Source organism: Holophaga foetida DSM 6591, assembly GCF_000242615.2.
Taxonomy (GTDB): Bacteria; Acidobacteriota; Holophagae; order Holophagales; family Holophagaceae; genus Holophaga; species Holophaga foetida.
In genome coordinates, this window is record NZ_KI912268.1 from 761,672 (window position 1) to 780,090 (window position 18,419).

Sequence of the window (18,419 nt, forward strand, 5' to 3'; positions counted from 1 at the left end):
GACCCACGACACCCCCTGGATGACCTCGCCTTATCCAGAGGCGAGTCCCTGAATACCCGGAAGGTCTATCCGACCAAACTGCTGCTGAGCACCGCCGACGGGATGCTCGATCTTTCACCAGGCACTCTGGTTTCGGGGGTGTGGGAGTACCTGCTGGGTAAGCACCCATGCACTCTGATGCTGAAACCTACCGATCCACGGTCACACGTCGGAGCCATGACACGCCGTCGCGCAGATGTGTTTAAAAATATTTCATCATCAATCAAAACCCTCGGCATCGATCACCGAGATCACCCAGCGATCCCACCTGCCTGAAAGCAGGTCCAAAGGGACAAAAAAGGGGATTTTTGAAGCTATTTTACAGATTTCGAAAAAAACCGCCCCCAAACAACCCCGAATTCGCGAACGGCAAGGATATATAGTCTGGGAGGATTCATGGTGGGATTCCGGACTTCGCTTCACGACAACCAAAGGGCATTCTCGGACAAGCATATTAATAATCATTTAATATTCAAGCACCCCTTCCTGGCCAAGTCCACGCTCACGCCATCCCCTTCACCCATCCGGAAACGCCTCGGAGGCATCCGGTGAGGGAATATGCCTGGATCAATGCTTCCAATGGGGCCTATGCCTGGGTCGACGACCATGCCGCATGGGTTGGACAAGGTTCCCATGCCGCCTCCCTGGGGTTGGAGGAGGAGGCTGTCTCCCACATCGAGTCACCCACGCCGAAGGCACGTGGAGTGGCCCGGGTGAGAACACTGGTGGAAGCCATGGGAGCAGGCCTCATCCGCGTGTCCGCCTCCACCGAGGGTTGGCTCCTCGAAGGCGACCTGCCCTGGCGGACTATTCTGGAGGCTTCGGCACGATTCCTGAGCGAGACCAGCCCACCCCAGGCGCTCATTAGCATCAAGACCTTCGGGAGCCAGGATCGGCGAACCGGACTATGGTCCGACCTGCAAAGGGATCTCGGAACCGACTGCCAAGCAGAAGCCACCCCCAACTTCCCAACCCCACTGGAGGCTCAATGAAGGAAGGCGCTTGGATCAACAGCACAAGCGGCACATTTGCCTGGATCGATGAACATGCCCACTGGATACGGCAGCCCGCCCATGCCCGCTCACTGGGGCTGAGCGAGGAGACCATCAAGAGGCTCACGGAGCAGGTTCCGGACTTCAATGGTGTCGGGCGGGTGGGAGTCCTGAAGGTGGCCATGGACGCCGGCCTCATCCGCTTCCGCGGGCATGGCGAGCGCTGCACCCTGGAAGGCACCCTGAGCTGCCAGCAGATCCTTCAAGGCGCCGCCAACCTCCTCAGAGCCTGCATGGGACCCCACATGAGCGTCTGCATCCACGACCTGGTGCGCCAGGAGGAGGTCGCCGCGCCCTGGTGGGTGCTGGAGCACATCCTCGATGGAAATCCCGAGGAGTTGCAGGCCCTGGTGAAGCCCTGTGTGCTCGCTCCCCAGGCCCAGGAGATCATGACAACGGCCACCTGCCAGGGGCCAGGATGAACCAGGAAGAGCGCGACAGACTCAAGGGGCTTTTCCTGCGGGCCTTAGCCGCCGCGTCCACTCCTGCCGAGCTACACGAGGTGGGCTGGAACCGCAGGAAGCCCGGAGATTCCTGGTGTTTCTTGGTGGTCCCGCCCAGGTTGGCAGGGGAACTGGACAAGAAGGACCTTTACGAGGTCTTGGGGAGCGACTGTTACCCCGTGCTTTCAAAAGGCCAGATCGATATAACCCTTGGCAAAAAGCGCCTCCCCAAGCCACAATCATTGCCAATGTCCTCCTCACTCAACCCAATGAATTCGGCCTCCTCGGCGGGATGGTCATCCGATTCAAGGGCACCGAGATCTGTGGTGATCGTCATCGACGATCCCGTCAGCGGCCGGGCCCATGTAGAAACCGACCCGCCCTCCCAGGACCTCGATCAGGAGCCCTGAACCCATGACGTTGACCCGAGCCCAGCAACTGGACTACGCCAAGAAGCATCTCCCCCTCACCGCTTTCATCCGGAATGACGTCCTGCACGGCACCCGGCGTATCCTGGCTCTGGGAGCCGTGGATACTCCCCTGTGCTGGTTTGACTTCGCGGAGTCCTCGCCTTCCCTGGCATCCATGGAAGCGCCCTTGCCCGATGCACGGCGCCTGGTCTCCCACGGCGACACCCTTTTCGTGATCGGCACCGAGGATATCTGGAACTACCACTGGCCCCAGGACGAATCCACACCGCGCCTGGTCAAGCAGGCCGGGATCCCCGCGGATATCGCCTCGGCCGTGGCCTGGGACAAATACCTGATCATTCTCGCCCGCACCCACGCCAGCGGCAGGAAACCCCGCCCCCCCCAATCCGAGGAGACAAGGCTACAACGGCTCCAGCGCCTCTCAGTGTGCAACGGTTACCCGGCCCGCCTGTCCTGGACCCTTTACGACCTCATCCTAGTGCTCGAAGCGGACACCCTGAAGGAAGTGGATTCCATGGCCATCCAGCAGGAGAGCCCGGTCAGCCCCCTCAACCCCGGGATAGGAAAGGTGCCGGAGCCGATCTGGAGATCGATCTCGGTGGAGGGGAGCCAACTGCGGATCGACGGAGGCCCCAAGGGAGCAGGAATCATTGAACTATTGAATTTGGAAAACACGGGCTTGTCTGCGCCAGTCTTCCCATCTACAGCATTGTAATTCGTCCTCAATTGGAGATATGGATGCCCAACCCCTTCCTGAAGCAAATCCACCAGTCTTGGGAAAAAGCCATTCCTCAGGGGCTTTGGAGTGAATTAGAGACAGTGGTCGAAACCCTTCGTCAGCGTGGCCAGTTGAACCATGTTCTACCAGAAGCGGATCTTGTCCTGCGGTTCTTGAGCACCGACCTGAACAAGGTCAAGGTTGTCATCCTGGGCCAGGATCCTTACCCCCAGAGGGATGCGATAACCAGAAGGCCCATCGCGACGGGAAGAGCTTTCGAGGTCAACAATTATGATTGTTGGCTATTGCCAACAGCCAACGCTTCCCTGCGGAATTTCCTAAAGAATCTCTACCGTCACTCGCACCCCGAAAACCGGCTCCCCCCAATTGCAGAGATCCGACGCGCCATCCAGAGCCAGAGATTTGTCATCCCTGGGCCAAGCAAGCTTTTTGATCATTGGGAACGCCAGGGAGTCCTGCTGCTCAATACCAGTTTCACGACACTTGAGAATAATCCAGACATTCATGCTCCCATATGGCGGCAGTTCACCTTGGGCCTGCTTCGGGCAATCCAGACGCACCACCAAATGGCAGCCCTACCCCTTCGTTGGATATACCTGGGGGGAAGGGCCAAGGAAATAGGAGATGCTGCATTTTCGGCACTGACCGCCGACCAACCGGACCAAACTTGTGCCCCGCACCCCGCACTCCACGCATTCACGAAGAATGACTGTTTTTTCAATATCGGAAAGGAGAGAGTGATCGATTGGGGAGCTAAACACATGGTCCGATAGCAGTCACACCGAACTCCATCCGTCATTGGAATCCACACCCATGAACAGTCACAGCCCTATCAATGAGCCCGCCTTCGACACCATCGAAGACACATGGCACACCTCCTTCCTCGTCCGTCACCGCGACACGGTGAAGAGGGTCGAGGAACTCCACTTGGAGGACCCCAAGCTCATGGGCGCACTGCCATTCCGCGCCGAGGACCTGGACCGGGTGATCCGCCGCACCGAGGAGATGCAGGCCTGGTTCGAGCAGTTCGAGAGCTCGTCGGGCAACCCCATATGGGTGCTGGGTGTGGTGGGCAGCTGGCCGGATGGCGACCGCCAGTCCTACCCCAGGCTGGTGACCTCCTACCGTTCTCTGGGAGTGGATCCGCAGGAAGCGCGGCAATGGTCCGAGGAACTGATGGCCCAATTCCAGGCTGCCCCCCTGAAGGCTCCACTCCTCAAAGGAAAGCTCTGGGATCTGCTGATGGTGGATGGTGAACCCCAGCGCCTGAACACGGCGGGGGCGAGCCCCCAGGCCAAACCCGGAAAATAAGACCATGACCCAAGCCCTGACCCCCACGACAACGCTTCCCGGAACGGGCCTGCACGATCATCCGGCCATCCTGAAACGCATCCTGGACTCCTATGCCCTGCCCCCCAATGGCACCCATGGCATCCGCCACTGGCTGCGGGTCATGGAGAACGGCCTGCGGATCGCCCGAGTCACCGGGGGCGACGAGGAGGTGGTCGCCCTCTTCGGACTCTTCCATGACTCCCGGCGGATCAACGATTACCAGGACAGCGGCCACGGCCTTCGGGGCGGCGACTTCGCCTCCGAACTCCGGGGCACCTTGGTCCACCTGAGCGGAGACCAGTTCGACCGGCTGCACGAGGCCTGCCGCCTCCACACCAAGGGGCTCATCACCGAAGACCCCACCATCGGCGCCTGTTGGGACGCCGACCGACTGGACCTCGGCCGAGTGGGCATCACCCCGGATCCTGGGCTCCTATGCACTTCCGCGGCCCGGGAACTCATCCCCTGGGCCCATGAGCGGGCGCGCAGGGATCACGATCCCCGGAAGGATTGAATACGGCAAGGAGGCCCAAACCATGGGCAAGAAACAGGAGATGGACGAAACGGCAAACCCCACGGTCTACCGCCGCTGCTACAAGGATCTCGTCACCCGGAGGAACGGAGGATGCTCATTCTGCCGCTGGCACCGGAATGAGAATGCAACGCGGCAGTCAAAGCGCGGGCACCGCAAACTCAACAAGATCCACAGGCGAGGGTGAATTGGTTTCTGGCGGCATAGACCACCCTGCGGGCTTGGTGACCATGCCAGAAGGCAGGAGGAACCCACAAAGCCGATGGAATGAGGGAAAGGAGGTGGCGGGGAATGCAAACCCCCGATTCACTCCAACTCCACCCGCACCCACTCCCCGCTCCGCAGCGCCACAAGCCAGGCCTCCACGGGAAGGCCGGAGTTCTCCCGCAGGACCTGGGCGTAGCGGGTGAGCTGAGCCCCGTAGCCCGCCAGTTCGGCCTCACCGAAGCCCGTGGAATGCTTGAAGTCCAGGAGATGGATACGGTCCCGGTCCCACACCACCAAGTCCGCTCGCCCCAGGGCCCCGCTGGCGGCGGCTCCCGCCAAGGGCAGTTCGGTCCGCCTTCGGAGATGGCGCCATCCCCTGGCCTCGAACTGCTCCAGGAAGCGGCTGGCGTTCTCCTTCGCCGAGGGCACCTCGGGCGGGGTGCCCAACCGCGCAGCGAAAGCTGAGGGCTCCTCCCACCGGATCAGGAGATCCCGGAGGTAGTCATGGATCTCCTCCCCCTGCCGCTTGGCCCGGGTCCGGTCAGCGGCCCCCCCATGGGCATGCACGGGAACCGCATCTTCGAGGACGACCTCTCTCCGGGCAGGGCCTTGCAGCCCGGCGGATTCGGCCCGGACGGGCATCACCGCCTCTGGGCACTGATCGACGAGGGCCAAGGCCTCCGTGTGGGCCGCAGCGAGGTGATGCCCATACTCGGCCCAGGTCCTGGCACCAGAGTGGGCCTTGGGCTCTTTGGGGGCCTGCAGCAGCAGACACATGCGTTCCCGGGCCCGGGTGAGGGCCACGTAGAGGAGATTGAGGTCATCCCTTCGCTGCCTTTCCTCCGACAGGGGTTTGAGCCGCTGATAGGTCTTCCCGGCGTGGCTCCCCAGCTTCCAGGCCAGAAGAAGCGCCTGCGTCTCGGGATCCGTTTTGAGCTCGCCTTTCCGCAGAGGCCTGGGCGATGCGTTCAGCAGGGGAAGGATGACATCCTCGTATTCCAGGCCCTTGCTGGCGTGGGCTGTCTGGATGATCAGGTCGGCGTCCTCGGGGGTCGCGGGAAGATCCCCCCGCTCCGCACCCCGGCGTTCCTCGTCGAGCCTGGCGAAGGCCACGGCGGGGCTCTCCGGCAGTTCCAGAAGCATGGCGAGGAAGGCTCCCAGGTTGCGGCGGGCCCGGAGCGGCTCCAGGCGCCCGTGACACCGGAGGGCCTGCAGGCACCCCAACAGCCGCCCCTGCATCAGCAGGCGCCCTGCCAGTTCCCGGGTGCTTGTGCCGCGAAGTGAGAGCAGCCAGGCCACGGCATCGCGCCGCTCCTCCGGAAAGGCCTGGATGTCGAGGTCCCCGAGCCCCATCAACCCCCGGCGTCCCGCCAGGGCCGTGAGCTGGTCATCGCTCATGCCGACGAGATGCCTGAGGAGCACCGCGCAGGGCAGCGAACGGCCAGGATGGGCCACCGCCTCCAGGGCCGCCATGGCGATGCGGATCCCCGGGCTGTCCCAGAAGCCCTCCTTCGCCACCACATAGGGCTGGATGCCCTGCTTTTTCAGCAGCAGAAGCAGCGCCGGGAGCTTGGTGCGCTGCCGCAGCAGCAGGGCACGGCGACGCGGCGTCACACTGGCTGGCTCGCCGATGGCGCGGCTCCAGCCGCCCTCCCCAGAGAGGGCGGCAATCCATGCCCCAAGCCCCGGCAGATCCGTCCCCTGGGAGGGTGCGGCCGTGCGGACCAGACCTACCCGGAGATCGCTCGCCCCAATAGAGCACTGGCGCCCATCCAATCCGCACGCCCCGGAATCCAGCAATGGCCAGACCTCGTCCACGTAGCGATTGGCCAGATCCACGATCGGGGGTGTGGAGCGGTAGTTGGCAGGCAGGCGAAAGGCCCGTTCACCGGCCTTCTCCAGGTGCTCCCGGAGCAGGTCGGGATCCCCGCCCCGGAAACCGTAGATGGCCTGCTTGAGATCGCCCACCCGCACAGTGCGCACCGCTCCCAGGCCATGGAGAAAGGCGTCCTGGGCCCGGGAGGTGTCCTGGTATTCGTCCACCAACAGCAGCTTTGGACGAGGCGGCTCCAGACCTCCCTGTGCGATCCCTTCGATGGCCCGGCGAACCAGATCCCCGAAGGTCGCCATCCCCTGCTCCGCCTTCAGGGCCTCGAAACCCCTCAAGGCTCCGACCAGGAGGCAGCAGAGCCAAGCCTCCCAGGCATCCGCCACCGGCCCCAGCGTCGCAAGAGCCTCCTTGAATTCACAGGTGAAATACGTCTTTGCAGCATCGGCGCTTTCGCTCTGCCGTGCCGCCCAGCGGATGCGTTGCGCGAGGTCCGCATCAGGCCCCGGAATCCGCAAGACACACGAACTTTTGAAGTAGTGCCTGTAGCGGCTCGTTTCGTCCTTCGCGCGCCCGGGCTCTGCCGCGAAGGGCGCCAAGGCCTGCTCCGCCCGCTCCAGTGCCCCATGGAGGGCCTGGCGGGAGGGCTCAAGGTGTTCGGACTCCAGATGCCCCATGGCATCGCGGTGGCCATCGTGGCCCGAGGACAGGGAGGCCCAGTTCTTCTCGGCCCAGGCTAGCAGCTGGTGGGCGGGGGCGAAGTCCGGATGTTCCTCGGGGAGTTGCAGGGCCTCCCGCACCGCCTGCCGAAGGACGCGGAGTAGGGCGGGATGGCTCGCATCCAGGATGGCCTCCGGCACCCCTTCCCCCTGCCCCAGTAGTCCAAGGGCCAGGCTATGGATGGTGGAGACCTGGAGCATCTCGGCCTCGCGACGGGTGCGCCGCCAGAAGGCTCTGGCCCGCTCCGCCGAGGCCGCCCAGGAGGCCCCCCGCCAGAGAGGAGCCGCCTGGGCCACTTCCTTGATGGACTTCCTCAAACGCTCGGAGAGGTGAAGTCCATTCAGACAGCCCTCGAAGCCTGAAGCATCCGAATCGACGAGCTTGGACAGGAGGCCTGCCCAGGCGGCTTCGTCCAGCGAGGCCAGGAGATCGAGGGGCCGGAGCAGTCGTTCCCGCAGATCCGCCGCCGCCGCCTCGCTGAAGGTGGTAGCCAGGATCTCGAAGGGGCGGACCGCCTCCCGTCCCAATTCGGCGCTCACCAGCACAGTCAGGGTGAAGGTCTTGCCGGAACCCGCGCTGGCACTGACCACAAGGGATCCATTCAGCAGGCCCGGGGCATTCAGATCCAGATCGCGCATCTCAGTCTCCCTCCTCGTCCGCCACGACATCCACCGGGCGTCCGCAAAGAGCGGCGAGCTCACAGTAGCGGCATGCCTCCCCCGGGGTGGGGGGGAAGTCCCCTACCTCCAGGCGCTGATCAAAGTCGGTCAGGTTCTTCCTCAGGTGCGCCCGCCAATCCTCCGATGCCTCCAGGAGATTGAGATGTTTAACAAAGGGCTTCGGGCTCTCCTCTCGCAGGGGGACAAGGACCGCCGTGGCAGGCAGCTTATGCTGAGCCTCTGCCAACAGCATGTAGAGGGGCGTCTGAAGGTGGGAGGCGAAGGGGGCATCCCCCTCGGCGTGCGCCTCCAGGCGCTTCTCCCGGGAGGTCTTGTAGTCCACCACGCGGAGGAAGCTGGAGCCCTCACTGTGTTCCCAGCGCTCCAGGAGGTCCACCCGGCCCTTCACGACGAGACTCCTCCCCTCATCGAGTTCGAGTGCCACGGGACCGAGCTCACCCTCCAAGGCGAGAAGGGTGCGCCGCCATCCCCCCTTGGCAGGCCTGTCTGCAGGAAAGAGGAGGGCCAGTTCCTGGGGCGTGGGGTCCTGGGCCCCGGCGTCCAGGTCCAGGTAGGCCGCCAGATTGGGGAGGAGCGCCTCCAGATCGAGGATCGCCTGGGGCCGTTGCTCCTCCTTGATGTTCTCCAGCCCGGCAAGCCAGTCCGACCCATGGAGGTCCCAGAGACCCTTGAGATGGACCAGCAGGGTATCGGCATCCCCTCCGGCCTTCTCCCGGAAGCTCGCGGGCCAGTCCTTGCAATGCAGATAGGGCTTGAGCGCCTCCTCCAACACGTGATGGGCGAGGGTTCCCACATCCATCGCGAGGCCGCCGACAGGGTCGGAGCTTCCGAGCCTCCAGACCCGCTCCGCCATGGAGCGGAAGGGGCAGCGCGCCAGGGATTCAAGGGCGGTGGGGCTGACATGGGATTGTCCGCGGAGCCAAGCCTCCCGAGCCTCCGCGACCCGATCTTCCGGCCGGGTCCGGGCACCGAGTGATTCCTCGCAGCTGCGGGGCCGTGCCACCTGGGCGCGGGCGTCGGCAACGGGGTCCGGATCGCCCCCCTCCCACAGCCATCGGAAGCGACTGGCGGCACGGGTTGGATCGGCCTTCCACTCAGCGACTCCCTCCAGCGCAGTCCAGAAGGGCCCCTGGCTCCGGGTGCGGCCGCTGGCGTCCTGGCCGGGACTGAGCGCCACCAGATGCTCCTGGGTCATGGCCAGCACCTTGTTGAAGGCGTAGGCGTCCCGCTGGAAGCTGCGGGGGATCTGATCACCGTGCTCACTGCGGGGGAGCCAGAAGCGCTGAAGTGCAGGCGGGAATGGACCGGGAGCCTCCGATCGGGTGGCCTCCAGGAGGGCCTGGTTGATGGCACCCTTCCGGTCCCAGTCCAGATCGGGGTTGGAAGACGGGCTTCCGGGCCAGGCCCCCTCGGAGAGGTCCAGGATCAGGGTTGCCCTGGATCCGGACCAGTCATCCACCAGGGTCCCGGGCCCCACCAGCCGGAGCCCCTCCGGGGCGCGGGGCACCTGGGCGCTTCGCGCCGCCTCCAGGAAGGCCCGCAGAGCAGGAAGCATCTCGACAAAGGACCACACCTCCTTTCCCCAGGCCTCCTTCAGCAGGCCAAGGGGTGCAAAGAAGTCCTCGGAGTCCATGGGAAGACGGATGGTGCCAGCCAGGTCCTCCAGGCGATCCGCCCAGGCCTTGGCTGACAGAGTGGAACCCCTCAGAACCTGGAGCTCTTTCCACAGTCCCTCAGCCTTCACCCGTTCGGACTCCTTCAGGTGGATGAAGCTGCGCTCGAAGGCGGGCAGGCCGTCCTGGTCGGCCTGAGCCAGACGCTCCGCCCAGGCCCGGAGCTCCCACCGCTGGGAGACCCGCAATCCGGCGGCGAGGCCGCAGGGGTCCAGGCGCAGAAGACCGGAGAGGAGAGCCCAGAGGGGACTCCAGGCCGCGCTCTCGATCAAAGGCTGCAGCCCGCCCCGCACATGGAGGCGAACCCCTTCCTCAGCGAGGATGGGGGCCAGAAAGGGTGCGAGCTTCTGGGGTTCAGGATGGATGACCGTGATGTCCTGGGGAGGGATGCCCTCCTCCAACCACCGACAGACCTGCTCAACCCCGTGCCGCAGGAGCTCCAGGGGCCCATCGACCAAGCCGCGCTGGAAGCAGGCTGCATGCGTGCCCAGGGCCAGGGGCCCCTCGAACAGCCCCTCCAGGGCCTGTCCCCAGGGAGCCGATCCCCAGCCCTCCGGTTCGGAGAGTTGCAGATCGTTGGCAAAACCCTGCCCATGGGTTTCGAGCCCGTCCAGGAGCCAGGCCACCAAGGGCTGGGAACTGCCGAAGAGCCCAGAGCTGCCATCCCCCCATCGGGTAGCCAGGGCGAAGCGGGCCGAAAGTCCCGGCACGCAGGCCAGGACCCGCAGGCGGACGGGCTCAAGGTCCTTCAACCCGGCCAGGATGGGGCCATCCGCTTCCGTCCGCTCGATCCAGAGCGCCCTTTGGCCCTCCAGGTGCCGATCCACCGCCCGCCACAGGGCTGCATCGGGCTCCAGGCAACCGGCCGATTCCACCTCGGCCTGGTAGGCCTCCAGATGGGTCGCCAAACTGGCCAAGCTGTGGGGCGCCTTCAGATCGCCCAGGCAAAGCCCCTTGTCCCCAAGCCCCCGCAGGGCTTCAGGGAGCAGCCCGTGGGCCATCAACTCCTGGCAGGCCTGCGCCCTGCCCTGCACGAAATCCAGGGAGGGCCAACACCATCCCAGTTCCACCGCCATCCGCCGCGCCACCCTCAGATGCAGCAGCATGGCCAAGGCCCCAGATACGGAAGGACGCGCATCGTCCAGCAGGACACCGTCGAAAGGGGCGTGACTCATGGGGCTCCTGAAAACTTGAAAGGAGAAAAACATCTCCATTTTCACAAAAAACAAAGAGGACTTGTTTCTGTCACAATAGAATCAGACTATGGGTGGGTTACAACATTTACTATAGCAGTTTCAATCAATGAGTAGAATCAACAAAGTCAGCTCAGCAGACAAACAAGCCAAAACATATTACAGCAAATAAACCAACACAATACCGCACCAAAAGGCCACTTATGACAAATATACATTTAACAGGTGAAGACGGCTACACACTATATGCCTTATACGATGCCAAAATGCGAGAAATAATCAAAGACGACTTAAACATGAATCAAATTGACCAAATCTGGTATCGTCCCAGCTTTGGACGAGGGTCTGGAATAAAAATCAAAGAGAAAGGTGAAATCAAATCCCTTGGCTACTCAGGCTTTGGAGAGCCTGACGCATTAATCATAGGCAAAGACTCGAATGAGAATACAATTATTGCATTCGTTGAAGCAAAACTTGAAAACATAGAAAATTCGAACAACATACGCCAACTTCGCTACCAATTTCTACTAAAACTATGCCTTATAAATTCAATCTTATCAGGATCAATTCGAAAGGAATTCAACAAAAATAATACTTACTATACAGTTGATCTACAAACCGATTCGAGCAACGTTGGCATATTAAATAACAAATTGAATGAGTATTACAAAGAATACAAGCACAATAGCAAGAACGATCGAAATAATGGTTGGATATTAAAAGATGGCTCAGTAAATGCCCCCGCACTAAAGGAATTAGCAGATATACTAAACAAACAATCATCGTTTATAATTAAATTTTATGCAGTCGGATTTAAAAAGAGTCAAACATTAGGCGATTCAGCCCAAGAGATTAAACAAACCGAACTTTTACCAGAATCAGTCTGCAAACACATCGACACAAAACTATTAAATAGCTGTGAAAATGGAAAATTTCATTTTACATCTAGACACTTACCCATCAATAAAATTGTCAGCATACAAATTCAATCCAACAAATAGTCAAAGTGTCTCCAATCTTCCTCAACCTCACCGACAACGATGGCATCACTCTTCCTGGCCTCCATGCAGCTGCGAAAGCCCTGGTGGGGATCGGCAAACGGCTGGTCGCCACACCGGCCTAGCTAGCAACAGACGGCCATGGGGCAAAGCTACACGGGACGGCGTGGGGTCGGGCTGGAACGTAGGCAACTCCATCACGGTTTCCAGCACCCTGTGCGCTGCCTTCGAGGGGGCCGTCCACGACATACATGAAGGTGGATGCCCCCGAGAACGCGACTCCGAAAACCCCTGGCCGCTGGCCTGTCTCTGCCGGCAACTCTCTGGATGAGGGCAACGTTTGCATCCATCGTGAATCCGTGAGCCATGCGATCGCCTAGCCAGCCCCCATCCCCTCGACAGGCAATGAAGGCCGCTGAGGGGGCCTTCTTCGGCTTCGGCGGGGGGAACCAGGTGGCAGATCATGCTGTTCGGCGCCCCCAGGTAGTTACTCGGGCAGGCCTCCGGCCGAGTCCAGGCCTCTTGAATCGGTTGCGGGTGGGGTCAGGCGGCTTTGCCGAGGGGCGGGATCAACTCGCGGAACAGGGCGAGGATCTCGGCCTTGGCGGGGTGATTGCCGAGGTCGAGCTTGAGCTGGTTGGAGCCCTTCAGAACGCGGGCAGGCAGGATGATCAGCTCCTGCACCACTGTCTTGAGGCGCTTGCGCTTCGTGGGATGGCGGTGGCGGAACACGGCCTTGCCCTTCAAGCCAAGCACTCTCAGCACATTGTATGCGAGGCAACCGAGCTGGAACACGAGGGCGTTGGTGTTGAATTTGCCACTGGGAAGCCGCTCCAGGTCCAGTTCGCCCTTGAGCTCGGCGTGGAACTGCTCGCTCGTCCCATGGTCCTCGTAGAGCCGCACCACATCGCGTTCCGGGAGCTCCAGACTGGTGAACCAAGCCTCGGCTTCGTAATCAACCCACCGCCTCAGGATGGGTTCGTGACCCTCGGGGGAAGCCTTCTCGACCACCAGGCGCTTGACGACGCGAACCACACGCCGGACCTCGATCTCCAACCCCTGCCAGACCTTCACCTCGCGGCGGGTGAAGTAGGTGACTCGCAGATTGGGCAGGGGGCGCTCCCAGAAGCTGCCGGGCAGGAGCTTGGCCTGCTCGATCCAGAGACCGAGGCCCTCCCGGCGGGGGTTGGCCTTCACGAGGAAGTCTACGCCTTCCTCTTCCATGGCAGCGAAGGTCTCCGCCGCGTCGAAACCACTATCCAGGCGCGCCAGGACCTGATCGACACCCAGAGACCGTAGGCGCCGGATCTGCTTGGAGATGAAGGCCGGGGCCCCCTTCTGGCCATTGTGCTGCCCTTCGCGGAACTCCGCGCCGATGAGGAATCCCTCGACTCCCGCGTAGGCCACGATGGGGGTATAGCCGTCGAAGCCCTTGTAGGTCCAGCCGAGGCCCTCCTTGTGGGTCCGGCTGTTGTCCTGTGGCGTGGGGTCGATGTCGAGCGCCACGTGTCCCGTCCACAGGGGGGTCAGCGGCATCCGCGTGTTGCGCACCACGTCGAGGATCGCGCGTTCGATCAGGCCAAGGCTCATGGGGAAAGCCCGCCTCCCGAGGAGATCCAGGTTCTGCCGCACCGTCTCCGGCGAAGCTACCCAGCTCACCTGCAGGGCCTTGGCGGCCCAGGATGTATGGCGAAGCCCCGAAATCGCCTCGAAGTCACTCTTGCCGGTGCAGAGCACCGCCACCATAGGCACCAGCGTGTCGCCGATGGGGATCGCACCGGGCCCCTTGGCGAGCTGCTTGTTGAAGTCTGCCCGCAAGCGGGTGAACCGCTCCAGCAGCGCCCCCGCCAGGAGAAGCCCGCCCGCCCCTGTCAGCTCCAGTCCTTCCGATGCCTGCAGTCCGATCCGCTTCATCTTCATCGCCACCCACCTCACAGCCGCCGTGAAGTTGGGCGGCAGAAAGTTAGTGACGCTAGTATTGATATAGTTCTTCTTGTATTGGATTTATGCGAAATCGGCTCACGGATTCAGGATGTTGATATCAAAGCCATCGCAAATGGTGGTGATGAGGCAGATTGCGAGAACGCTTTTGAAGAAATTATTGAAGCTTGCTTTGTCAATCATCTGACTGACTGCGATTGGGCGCATAGCTTTTCCTTTCGATTAGTGTTACGGTGGTCCTATTAGCCGATGACGGATTGGCTGCAGATTGTGTGAGCTGGCTGGGTGGTCGGCTCCTTTAGTTCGAGGTGTTGTTGACAGCACCCTTCGGGCGGTTGTCCTTCCCGAGGGCCCTCTCTACCCCTTTGACTGCTCTACGCTCCCGCCATCCCAGCGCCTGAAGTTGGGCATTTCGAGATCGAAGACATCAAGGATCTTGCCGACGATGTGCCGGGTCATGTCCTGGATGCTGGCGGGGTGGTTGTAGAAGGTGAGAACCGGCGGCAGGATGAGTGCCCCCAGGTCTGCCGCCTTCTGCATGTTCTGCAGGTGGAGAGGGCTCAGGGGGGACTCCCGGGCGACCAGCACCAGCTTCCGGCGCTCCTTGATCACCACATCTGCGGCACGGAGAACCAGATTGTCTGAATAGCCCGTCGCCACTCCCGCCAAGGTCTTCATGCTGCAGGGCACGATCACCATGCCCTGGGTCTTGAAGGTGCCGCTCGCGATGCGGGCGCCCACATCACCCAGCCTGTAACAGCGGGTGGCCAGGGCTGCCACTTCTTCGAGAGAACACTCCGTTTCCTGTTCAATGGTGAGCCTCGCCCCTTCGGAGATCACCAGGTGGGTCTCCCAGTCGGGGAAGTGTTTCATGGCCTGCAGCAGTTCAATACCAATGGGTGCACCACTGGCTCCCGTCATGCCGACCACCAGGTGCTTTACCTTTTTCTCTGTCATCTAACCCAACTCCCATACCCACGATCCAGAGATCCGGAAAAGCACTTGGTGGCGGTCACGACTAAAGCTCCAGGGGCTTAGCGGAGGGGGTGAGATACTTCTCGTAGTCGGGGACTTCCAGGAAGGGAGCCCGAACGAACTCTTCCTTGATGGACCAGGGCACGGTGCAGTCGAAGATGGTCTTGCAGGCGAGGCCCCGGGCGCGGATCGCGTTGTTGTACCTGGGATCCTGCGAGGGGTCCAGCTGGTGGGACCGGATGTTGGGCAGGAAGGTGGTGTCGAGGTTCCCCTGGTAGCGGGTGGTCATGGCGAAGAGCACATCGTCCATGTCGAAGGGATCGACGTCCTCGTCCACCAGGAAGACGTTCTTGAGCTCGCAGAAGGCCGAGAATGCGAGCAGGGCGGCCTGGCCCTGACGACCTTCGTCAGCAGGCGTGCGCTTTCCGACCTGCAGCACCGCCATGAGCTTGCCGCCGCCGCAGGACGCAGCGTAGACATTCTTCAGGAAGCCGGGGATGGCCTTGCCGATCAGCTGGATGATGCTGGCTTCGGTGGGAATTCCGGCGAGGTTGACGTGCTCTTCACTGCAGCCGATGCAGGTCTGCATGATGGGGTTTACCCGGGTGGTGACGGCCTTGACCTTGACGATCGGCAGGGAGGGGTTGGCGGGACCGTTGTAGCCGGGGAACTCAGGCATGGCCCGGCCGGTGTGGGAGTTCACGTCTTCAACCATCCGCTCGTGGGGCAGCAGCTCGCCCTCGATGACGATCTCGGCCTTGGCGAGGGACTTGCCGTTGATGGAGACGGCTTCCACCAGTTCAACGGCCTTCTTGCGGAGGGCGCCAGCGATGCTGAGCTCGTTGAAGCCCAGGGGTGTCGAGGGGGCTTCGAAGCAGGCGGCGATGTAGACCGCAGGGTCGAGGCCGATGTTGATGGTGATGGGCATCGCCTTGTTTTCCTTCTCGTACTTGTCCCGGAAGGTTCCCAGGTGGCGGCCCATGGAGATGAACATGGAGAGGGTGTCGGGACCCTGCAGGCAGAGGCGATGGATGGTCACATCCGTTTCGCCGGTCTCAGGGTCGGAGGCGCAGCAGAGGCCCATGGTGATGAATGGGCCGGCGTCCACGGGGGTATTGGTGGGGGCGGGGATGAGCTTGCGGATATCGAACCCGGGCTCGGAGGCCAGATGGACTACTTCCTGGCTGGGGGCCTGCGCCTTGGGGACGAAGACGGGATCGATGGGGTGATTGAGGGCATCGCACATGTGGAAGCCCAGGCGGTCGATGGTCGTGCCCAGCAGCATGGCTACCCGCTTACGGTCTGCCAGCATGCCGATGTTCACCCGGGCGCCAGGGAATCCCTTGATATTATTGAAGACCATGGCAGGACCGGACTTCGTGGGACGCATGGTGGTGCCGCCCGCGCCGATATAGCGGTATACGCCTGAGAGCTCGGCGATGGGGTCAACCGCCTCGTCCGTGCAGACAAGCTGTCCCGGAATCTGGGACAGGAACCTCAGCGCAGATCGCAGGTCTGTGATCTCAGGCTGTGAAGTCATGGGTAGTCCTTTCATTTGTTAGTGGCGCAAGGAATCGGGTTTCAAGACCGCGTCACAATTACATGGGCCTGATTTGGTTAATCAGGAGCAATGACACTTATGCGTTTGTATTACGCGCAAAAGTAGGAGATCTGTTGCACAGAGCGGTACGTTCGTACCATCATTCGCGACACCCTGGGGGGCGTCCAATACTTTTATGGCCGCTGATTGATCGTGTTTCGCTATCCATTGGGGTGGCCAATGTCATTTTGTCCTTCAAAGAGCCCCGGTGGCATTTGGGCGGACTTGATGGTCATTATCTTCAATATGGAATGCCTCAAATGCGGTTTCATTCAGTGGCAAAAGTATGCATGGACCTGACTTTGTCAATCAGGGAAGGGGGGGCCTGCGCGAGGAGCCAGGGGGTGATGGCATGGGGGTGGATTACGTGGTACGTTTGTACCATTTTTCACGGGGACGCTAAAGAGCGTCCAATACTTTTATGGTCGTCCATTGATCGCGTCCTTCTATCGGAAATGGGGAGTACCCCTGGCGATCAAGTCGATCTGGCTGGAAATTTCCATGTCCTATCTTTTGCTGAAAGGTCTCCGTGCGGTAACGGCCCATTAATGCATGTGGCCACCGAGCAAAAGTGAAGGAATTCGCTTGAGGCATATGGTACGATCGTACCAGAATTATAAAAGAGCCAAGGGACGTCCAATACTTTTTGGATTATCCATTGATCGCGTCTTTCTATCGAAGTCAGTAAAGCAATCCTGCAAGGAAATCTCCATGGAATTTCGCCAGATCCGCTATTTCGTCGCCGTAGCCGAGCACCTCCATTTTCGCCGTGCTTCGGAGGCCATGCATATCGCCCAGCCCTCCCTGAGTCAACAGATCCACCAGTTGGAGGAGGAGCTCGGGGCGGTCCTCTTCGAGCGGAACAATCGGAAGGTCCTGTTGACCCCGGCGGGCCGGCTTTTCTTTGAAAAGGCCAAGGCGCTGCTTAGGGATGCGGATCGAGCCCGGGAGGAGACCCGGCGAGTTGCTTCCGGGCATGCCGGGCTGCTTAGCGTCTCCTTCATCACCAGCGCGGCGCTTGATGTTCTGCCCACCACCCTCAAAGTCTTCCAGGAGCAGAATCCCTCTGTGGACCTCAAGTTGCTTGAGTCCTCCCCCCGTGAGCAGTTCTCGGGGCTTTATGATCGGACGGTGGACCTGGCTCTCGTCATCGCGACGGTCGACGATCCGGTCTTCAATACCCTCACCTTGGCCAGGCCCCAACTGATGGCTGTCCTGCCGGTGGATCACCTCCTGGCGGGAGCAGAAAGTTTCGACCTCAGGGCGCTGGCTTCCGAGGTGCTGATCGTGCCCGAAAATCACCCCTTTCCGGGGCTCTACGCGAAGATCCACTTTGCCCTTCATATGGCGGGGGTCGAGCCCGCGAAGGAGCTTCACATTCGCCTGATCCAGACCGGTCTCCTTCTGGTGGGGGCAGGGCTGGGGATCTCCCTGGTGCCGGAAATGTTCTCCAGGTACCACCTTCCCGGGATCGTATTCCTCCCGCTCGATCCCCCCCTTCCTCCGGTGGAGATCACAGCGGTCTGGCGCAAGGAGAGCACTTCTCCCCTGCTATTGAGCTATCTCGAGGTGTTGAAGGCATACCGCTCAGACCTGGCCCTGAAGGACTGATTGCGCCTTGAGGCGGGACGGAGGCACGGGTGCCTTTCGTGAGTCGGGTTTGAAGACATACGATCCCGGTCTGTGTTTTGACGACGGTTCGTTTTTGGGTAATTGCCACACATGAACTAAATTCACCGATTTAGTGGCAATATCTTCAGCATTAGTGCATCTCCATCACTCCCGCTTGGTCGGGAGTTGAGGGGTTTCTATCCTGTCGAACCACCTCAAAAACAGTGAGCATTTCGTCGGTGGGGCGTGGGCGAGGCTGCCTCAGGTAGACGGAGCCCCCACCGATGAAATGCGGTGTTGAACAAGCCCGGAGCGGCGGGGGAGTTGGGCGAGGGCTATGGGGAAATCGCGCCTGCTGATCCACTTTTGGGGACGCCAGGTCCCCCTGTCGCCCAGGGATTGCTGACTGCTGAGCCCGACAGTCC

General features: G+C 61.4%; 15 protein-coding genes. 10 read left to right on the forward strand and 5 right to left on the reverse strand.

Features of this window, described 5'->3' with window-relative positions; all coding sequences use genetic code 11:
• Window positions 1-587: 587 nt before the first annotated feature.
• Genes HOLFODRAFT_RS0203315 through HOLFODRAFT_RS19090 form a run of 8 tightly spaced genes read left to right on the forward strand, consistent with a single transcriptional unit; the run spans window position 588 to window position 4,755 of the window.
• On the forward strand, window positions 588-1,031 hold the full coding sequence (locus tag HOLFODRAFT_RS0203315; protein ID WP_005032783.1) for a hypothetical protein: 444 nt from the start codon (window positions 588-590) through the stop codon (window positions 1,029-1,031).
• Entirely contained in the window at window positions 1,028-1,513 is a 486-nt protein-coding gene (locus tag HOLFODRAFT_RS0203320; protein ID WP_005032786.1) for a hypothetical protein, read from the forward strand. The genes HOLFODRAFT_RS0203315 and HOLFODRAFT_RS0203320 overlap by 4 nt, the downstream gene beginning before the upstream one ends.
• Window positions 1,510-1,944, forward strand: a complete 435-nt coding sequence (locus HOLFODRAFT_RS0203325; RefSeq protein WP_005032787.1) for a hypothetical protein — start codon at window positions 1,510-1,512, stop codon at window positions 1,942-1,944. Before HOLFODRAFT_RS0203320 ends, HOLFODRAFT_RS0203325 begins: the two co-directional genes overlap by 4 nt.
• Window positions 1,945-1,948: 4 nt before the next feature.
• Window positions 1,949-2,680: a hypothetical protein gene (locus tag HOLFODRAFT_RS0203330; protein ID WP_005032789.1), complete on the forward strand. Its 732-nt coding sequence runs from the start codon at window positions 1,949-1,951 to the stop codon at window positions 2,678-2,680.
• 23 nt (window positions 2,681-2,703) lie between these two features.
• The gene (locus tag HOLFODRAFT_RS22525; protein WP_005032792.1) at window positions 2,704-3,477 is read left to right on the forward strand and encodes a uracil-DNA glycosylase family protein; all 774 of its coding nucleotides are present in this window, start codon (window positions 2,704-2,706) and stop codon (window positions 3,475-3,477) included.
• Between the two features lie 40 nt (window positions 3,478-3,517).
• Window positions 3,518-4,015 (forward strand): hypothetical protein, encoded by a 498-nt coding sequence (locus HOLFODRAFT_RS0203340; RefSeq protein ID WP_005032794.1) that lies wholly within the window; start codon window positions 3,518-3,520, stop codon window positions 4,013-4,015.
• Window positions 4,016-4,019: 4 nt separating this feature from the next.
• Window positions 4,020-4,550 carry an HD domain-containing protein gene (locus HOLFODRAFT_RS19085; protein WP_005032796.1) on the forward strand — a complete coding sequence of 177 codons (531 nt, stop codon included), beginning with the start codon at window positions 4,020-4,022 and terminating at the stop codon, window positions 4,548-4,550.
• Window positions 4,551-4,572: 22 nt separating this feature from the next.
• On the forward strand, window positions 4,573-4,755 hold the full coding sequence (locus HOLFODRAFT_RS19090) for a hypothetical protein (RefSeq protein WP_005032798.1): 183 nt from the start codon (window positions 4,573-4,575) through the stop codon (window positions 4,753-4,755).
• Between the two features lie 119 nt (window positions 4,756-4,874).
• On the opposite strand, the gene HOLFODRAFT_RS0203355 is transcribed toward HOLFODRAFT_RS19090, so the two are convergent.
• Complete coding sequence (locus tag HOLFODRAFT_RS0203355) at window positions 4,875-7,961, reverse strand: UvrD-helicase domain-containing protein (protein ID WP_005032800.1); 3,087 nt, start codon at window positions 7,959-7,961, stop codon at window positions 4,875-4,877.
• Between the two features lies 1 nt (window position 7,962).
• Window positions 7,963-10,851, reverse strand: a complete 2,889-nt coding sequence (locus HOLFODRAFT_RS19095) for a PD-(D/E)XK nuclease family protein (RefSeq protein WP_005032801.1) — start codon at window positions 10,849-10,851, stop codon at window positions 7,963-7,965.
• 221 nt (window positions 10,852-11,072) lie between these two features.
• Here HOLFODRAFT_RS19095 and HOLFODRAFT_RS24340 point away from each other — a divergent pair, with 221 nt between their 5' ends.
• Window positions 11,073-11,870 (forward strand): hypothetical protein, encoded by a 798-nt coding sequence (locus HOLFODRAFT_RS24340; RefSeq protein WP_005032803.1) that lies wholly within the window; start codon window positions 11,073-11,075, stop codon window positions 11,868-11,870.
• A 540-nt stretch (window positions 11,871-12,410) separates the two neighbouring features.
• Here HOLFODRAFT_RS24340 and HOLFODRAFT_RS19100 read toward each other — a convergent pair.
• From HOLFODRAFT_RS19100 to HOLFODRAFT_RS0203380, 3 genes are all read right to left on the reverse strand, one after another.
• A complete protein-coding gene (locus HOLFODRAFT_RS19100; protein ID WP_005031292.1) occupies window positions 12,411-13,787 on the reverse strand; it encodes an IS1380 family transposase in 1,377 nt (458 codons plus the stop codon).
• A 378-nt stretch (window positions 13,788-14,165) separates the two neighbouring features.
• Window positions 14,166-14,765, reverse strand: coding sequence for a UbiX family flavin prenyltransferase (locus tag HOLFODRAFT_RS0203375; protein WP_005031289.1), 600 nt, complete (start codon window positions 14,763-14,765; stop codon window positions 14,166-14,168).
• Window positions 14,766-14,826: 61 nt separating this feature from the next.
• Complete coding sequence (locus tag HOLFODRAFT_RS0203380) at window positions 14,827-16,323, reverse strand: UbiD family decarboxylase (RefSeq protein WP_005031287.1); 1,497 nt, start codon at window positions 16,321-16,323, stop codon at window positions 14,827-14,829.
• Between the two features lie 771 nt (window positions 16,324-17,094).
• On the opposite strand from HOLFODRAFT_RS0203380, the gene HOLFODRAFT_RS0203385 reads away from it, so the two are divergent.
• On the forward strand, window positions 17,095-17,994 hold the full coding sequence (locus tag HOLFODRAFT_RS0203385; protein WP_005031286.1) for a LysR family transcriptional regulator: 900 nt from the start codon (window positions 17,095-17,097) through the stop codon (window positions 17,992-17,994).
• The last annotated feature ends 425 nt before the right edge of the window (window positions 17,995-18,419 follow it).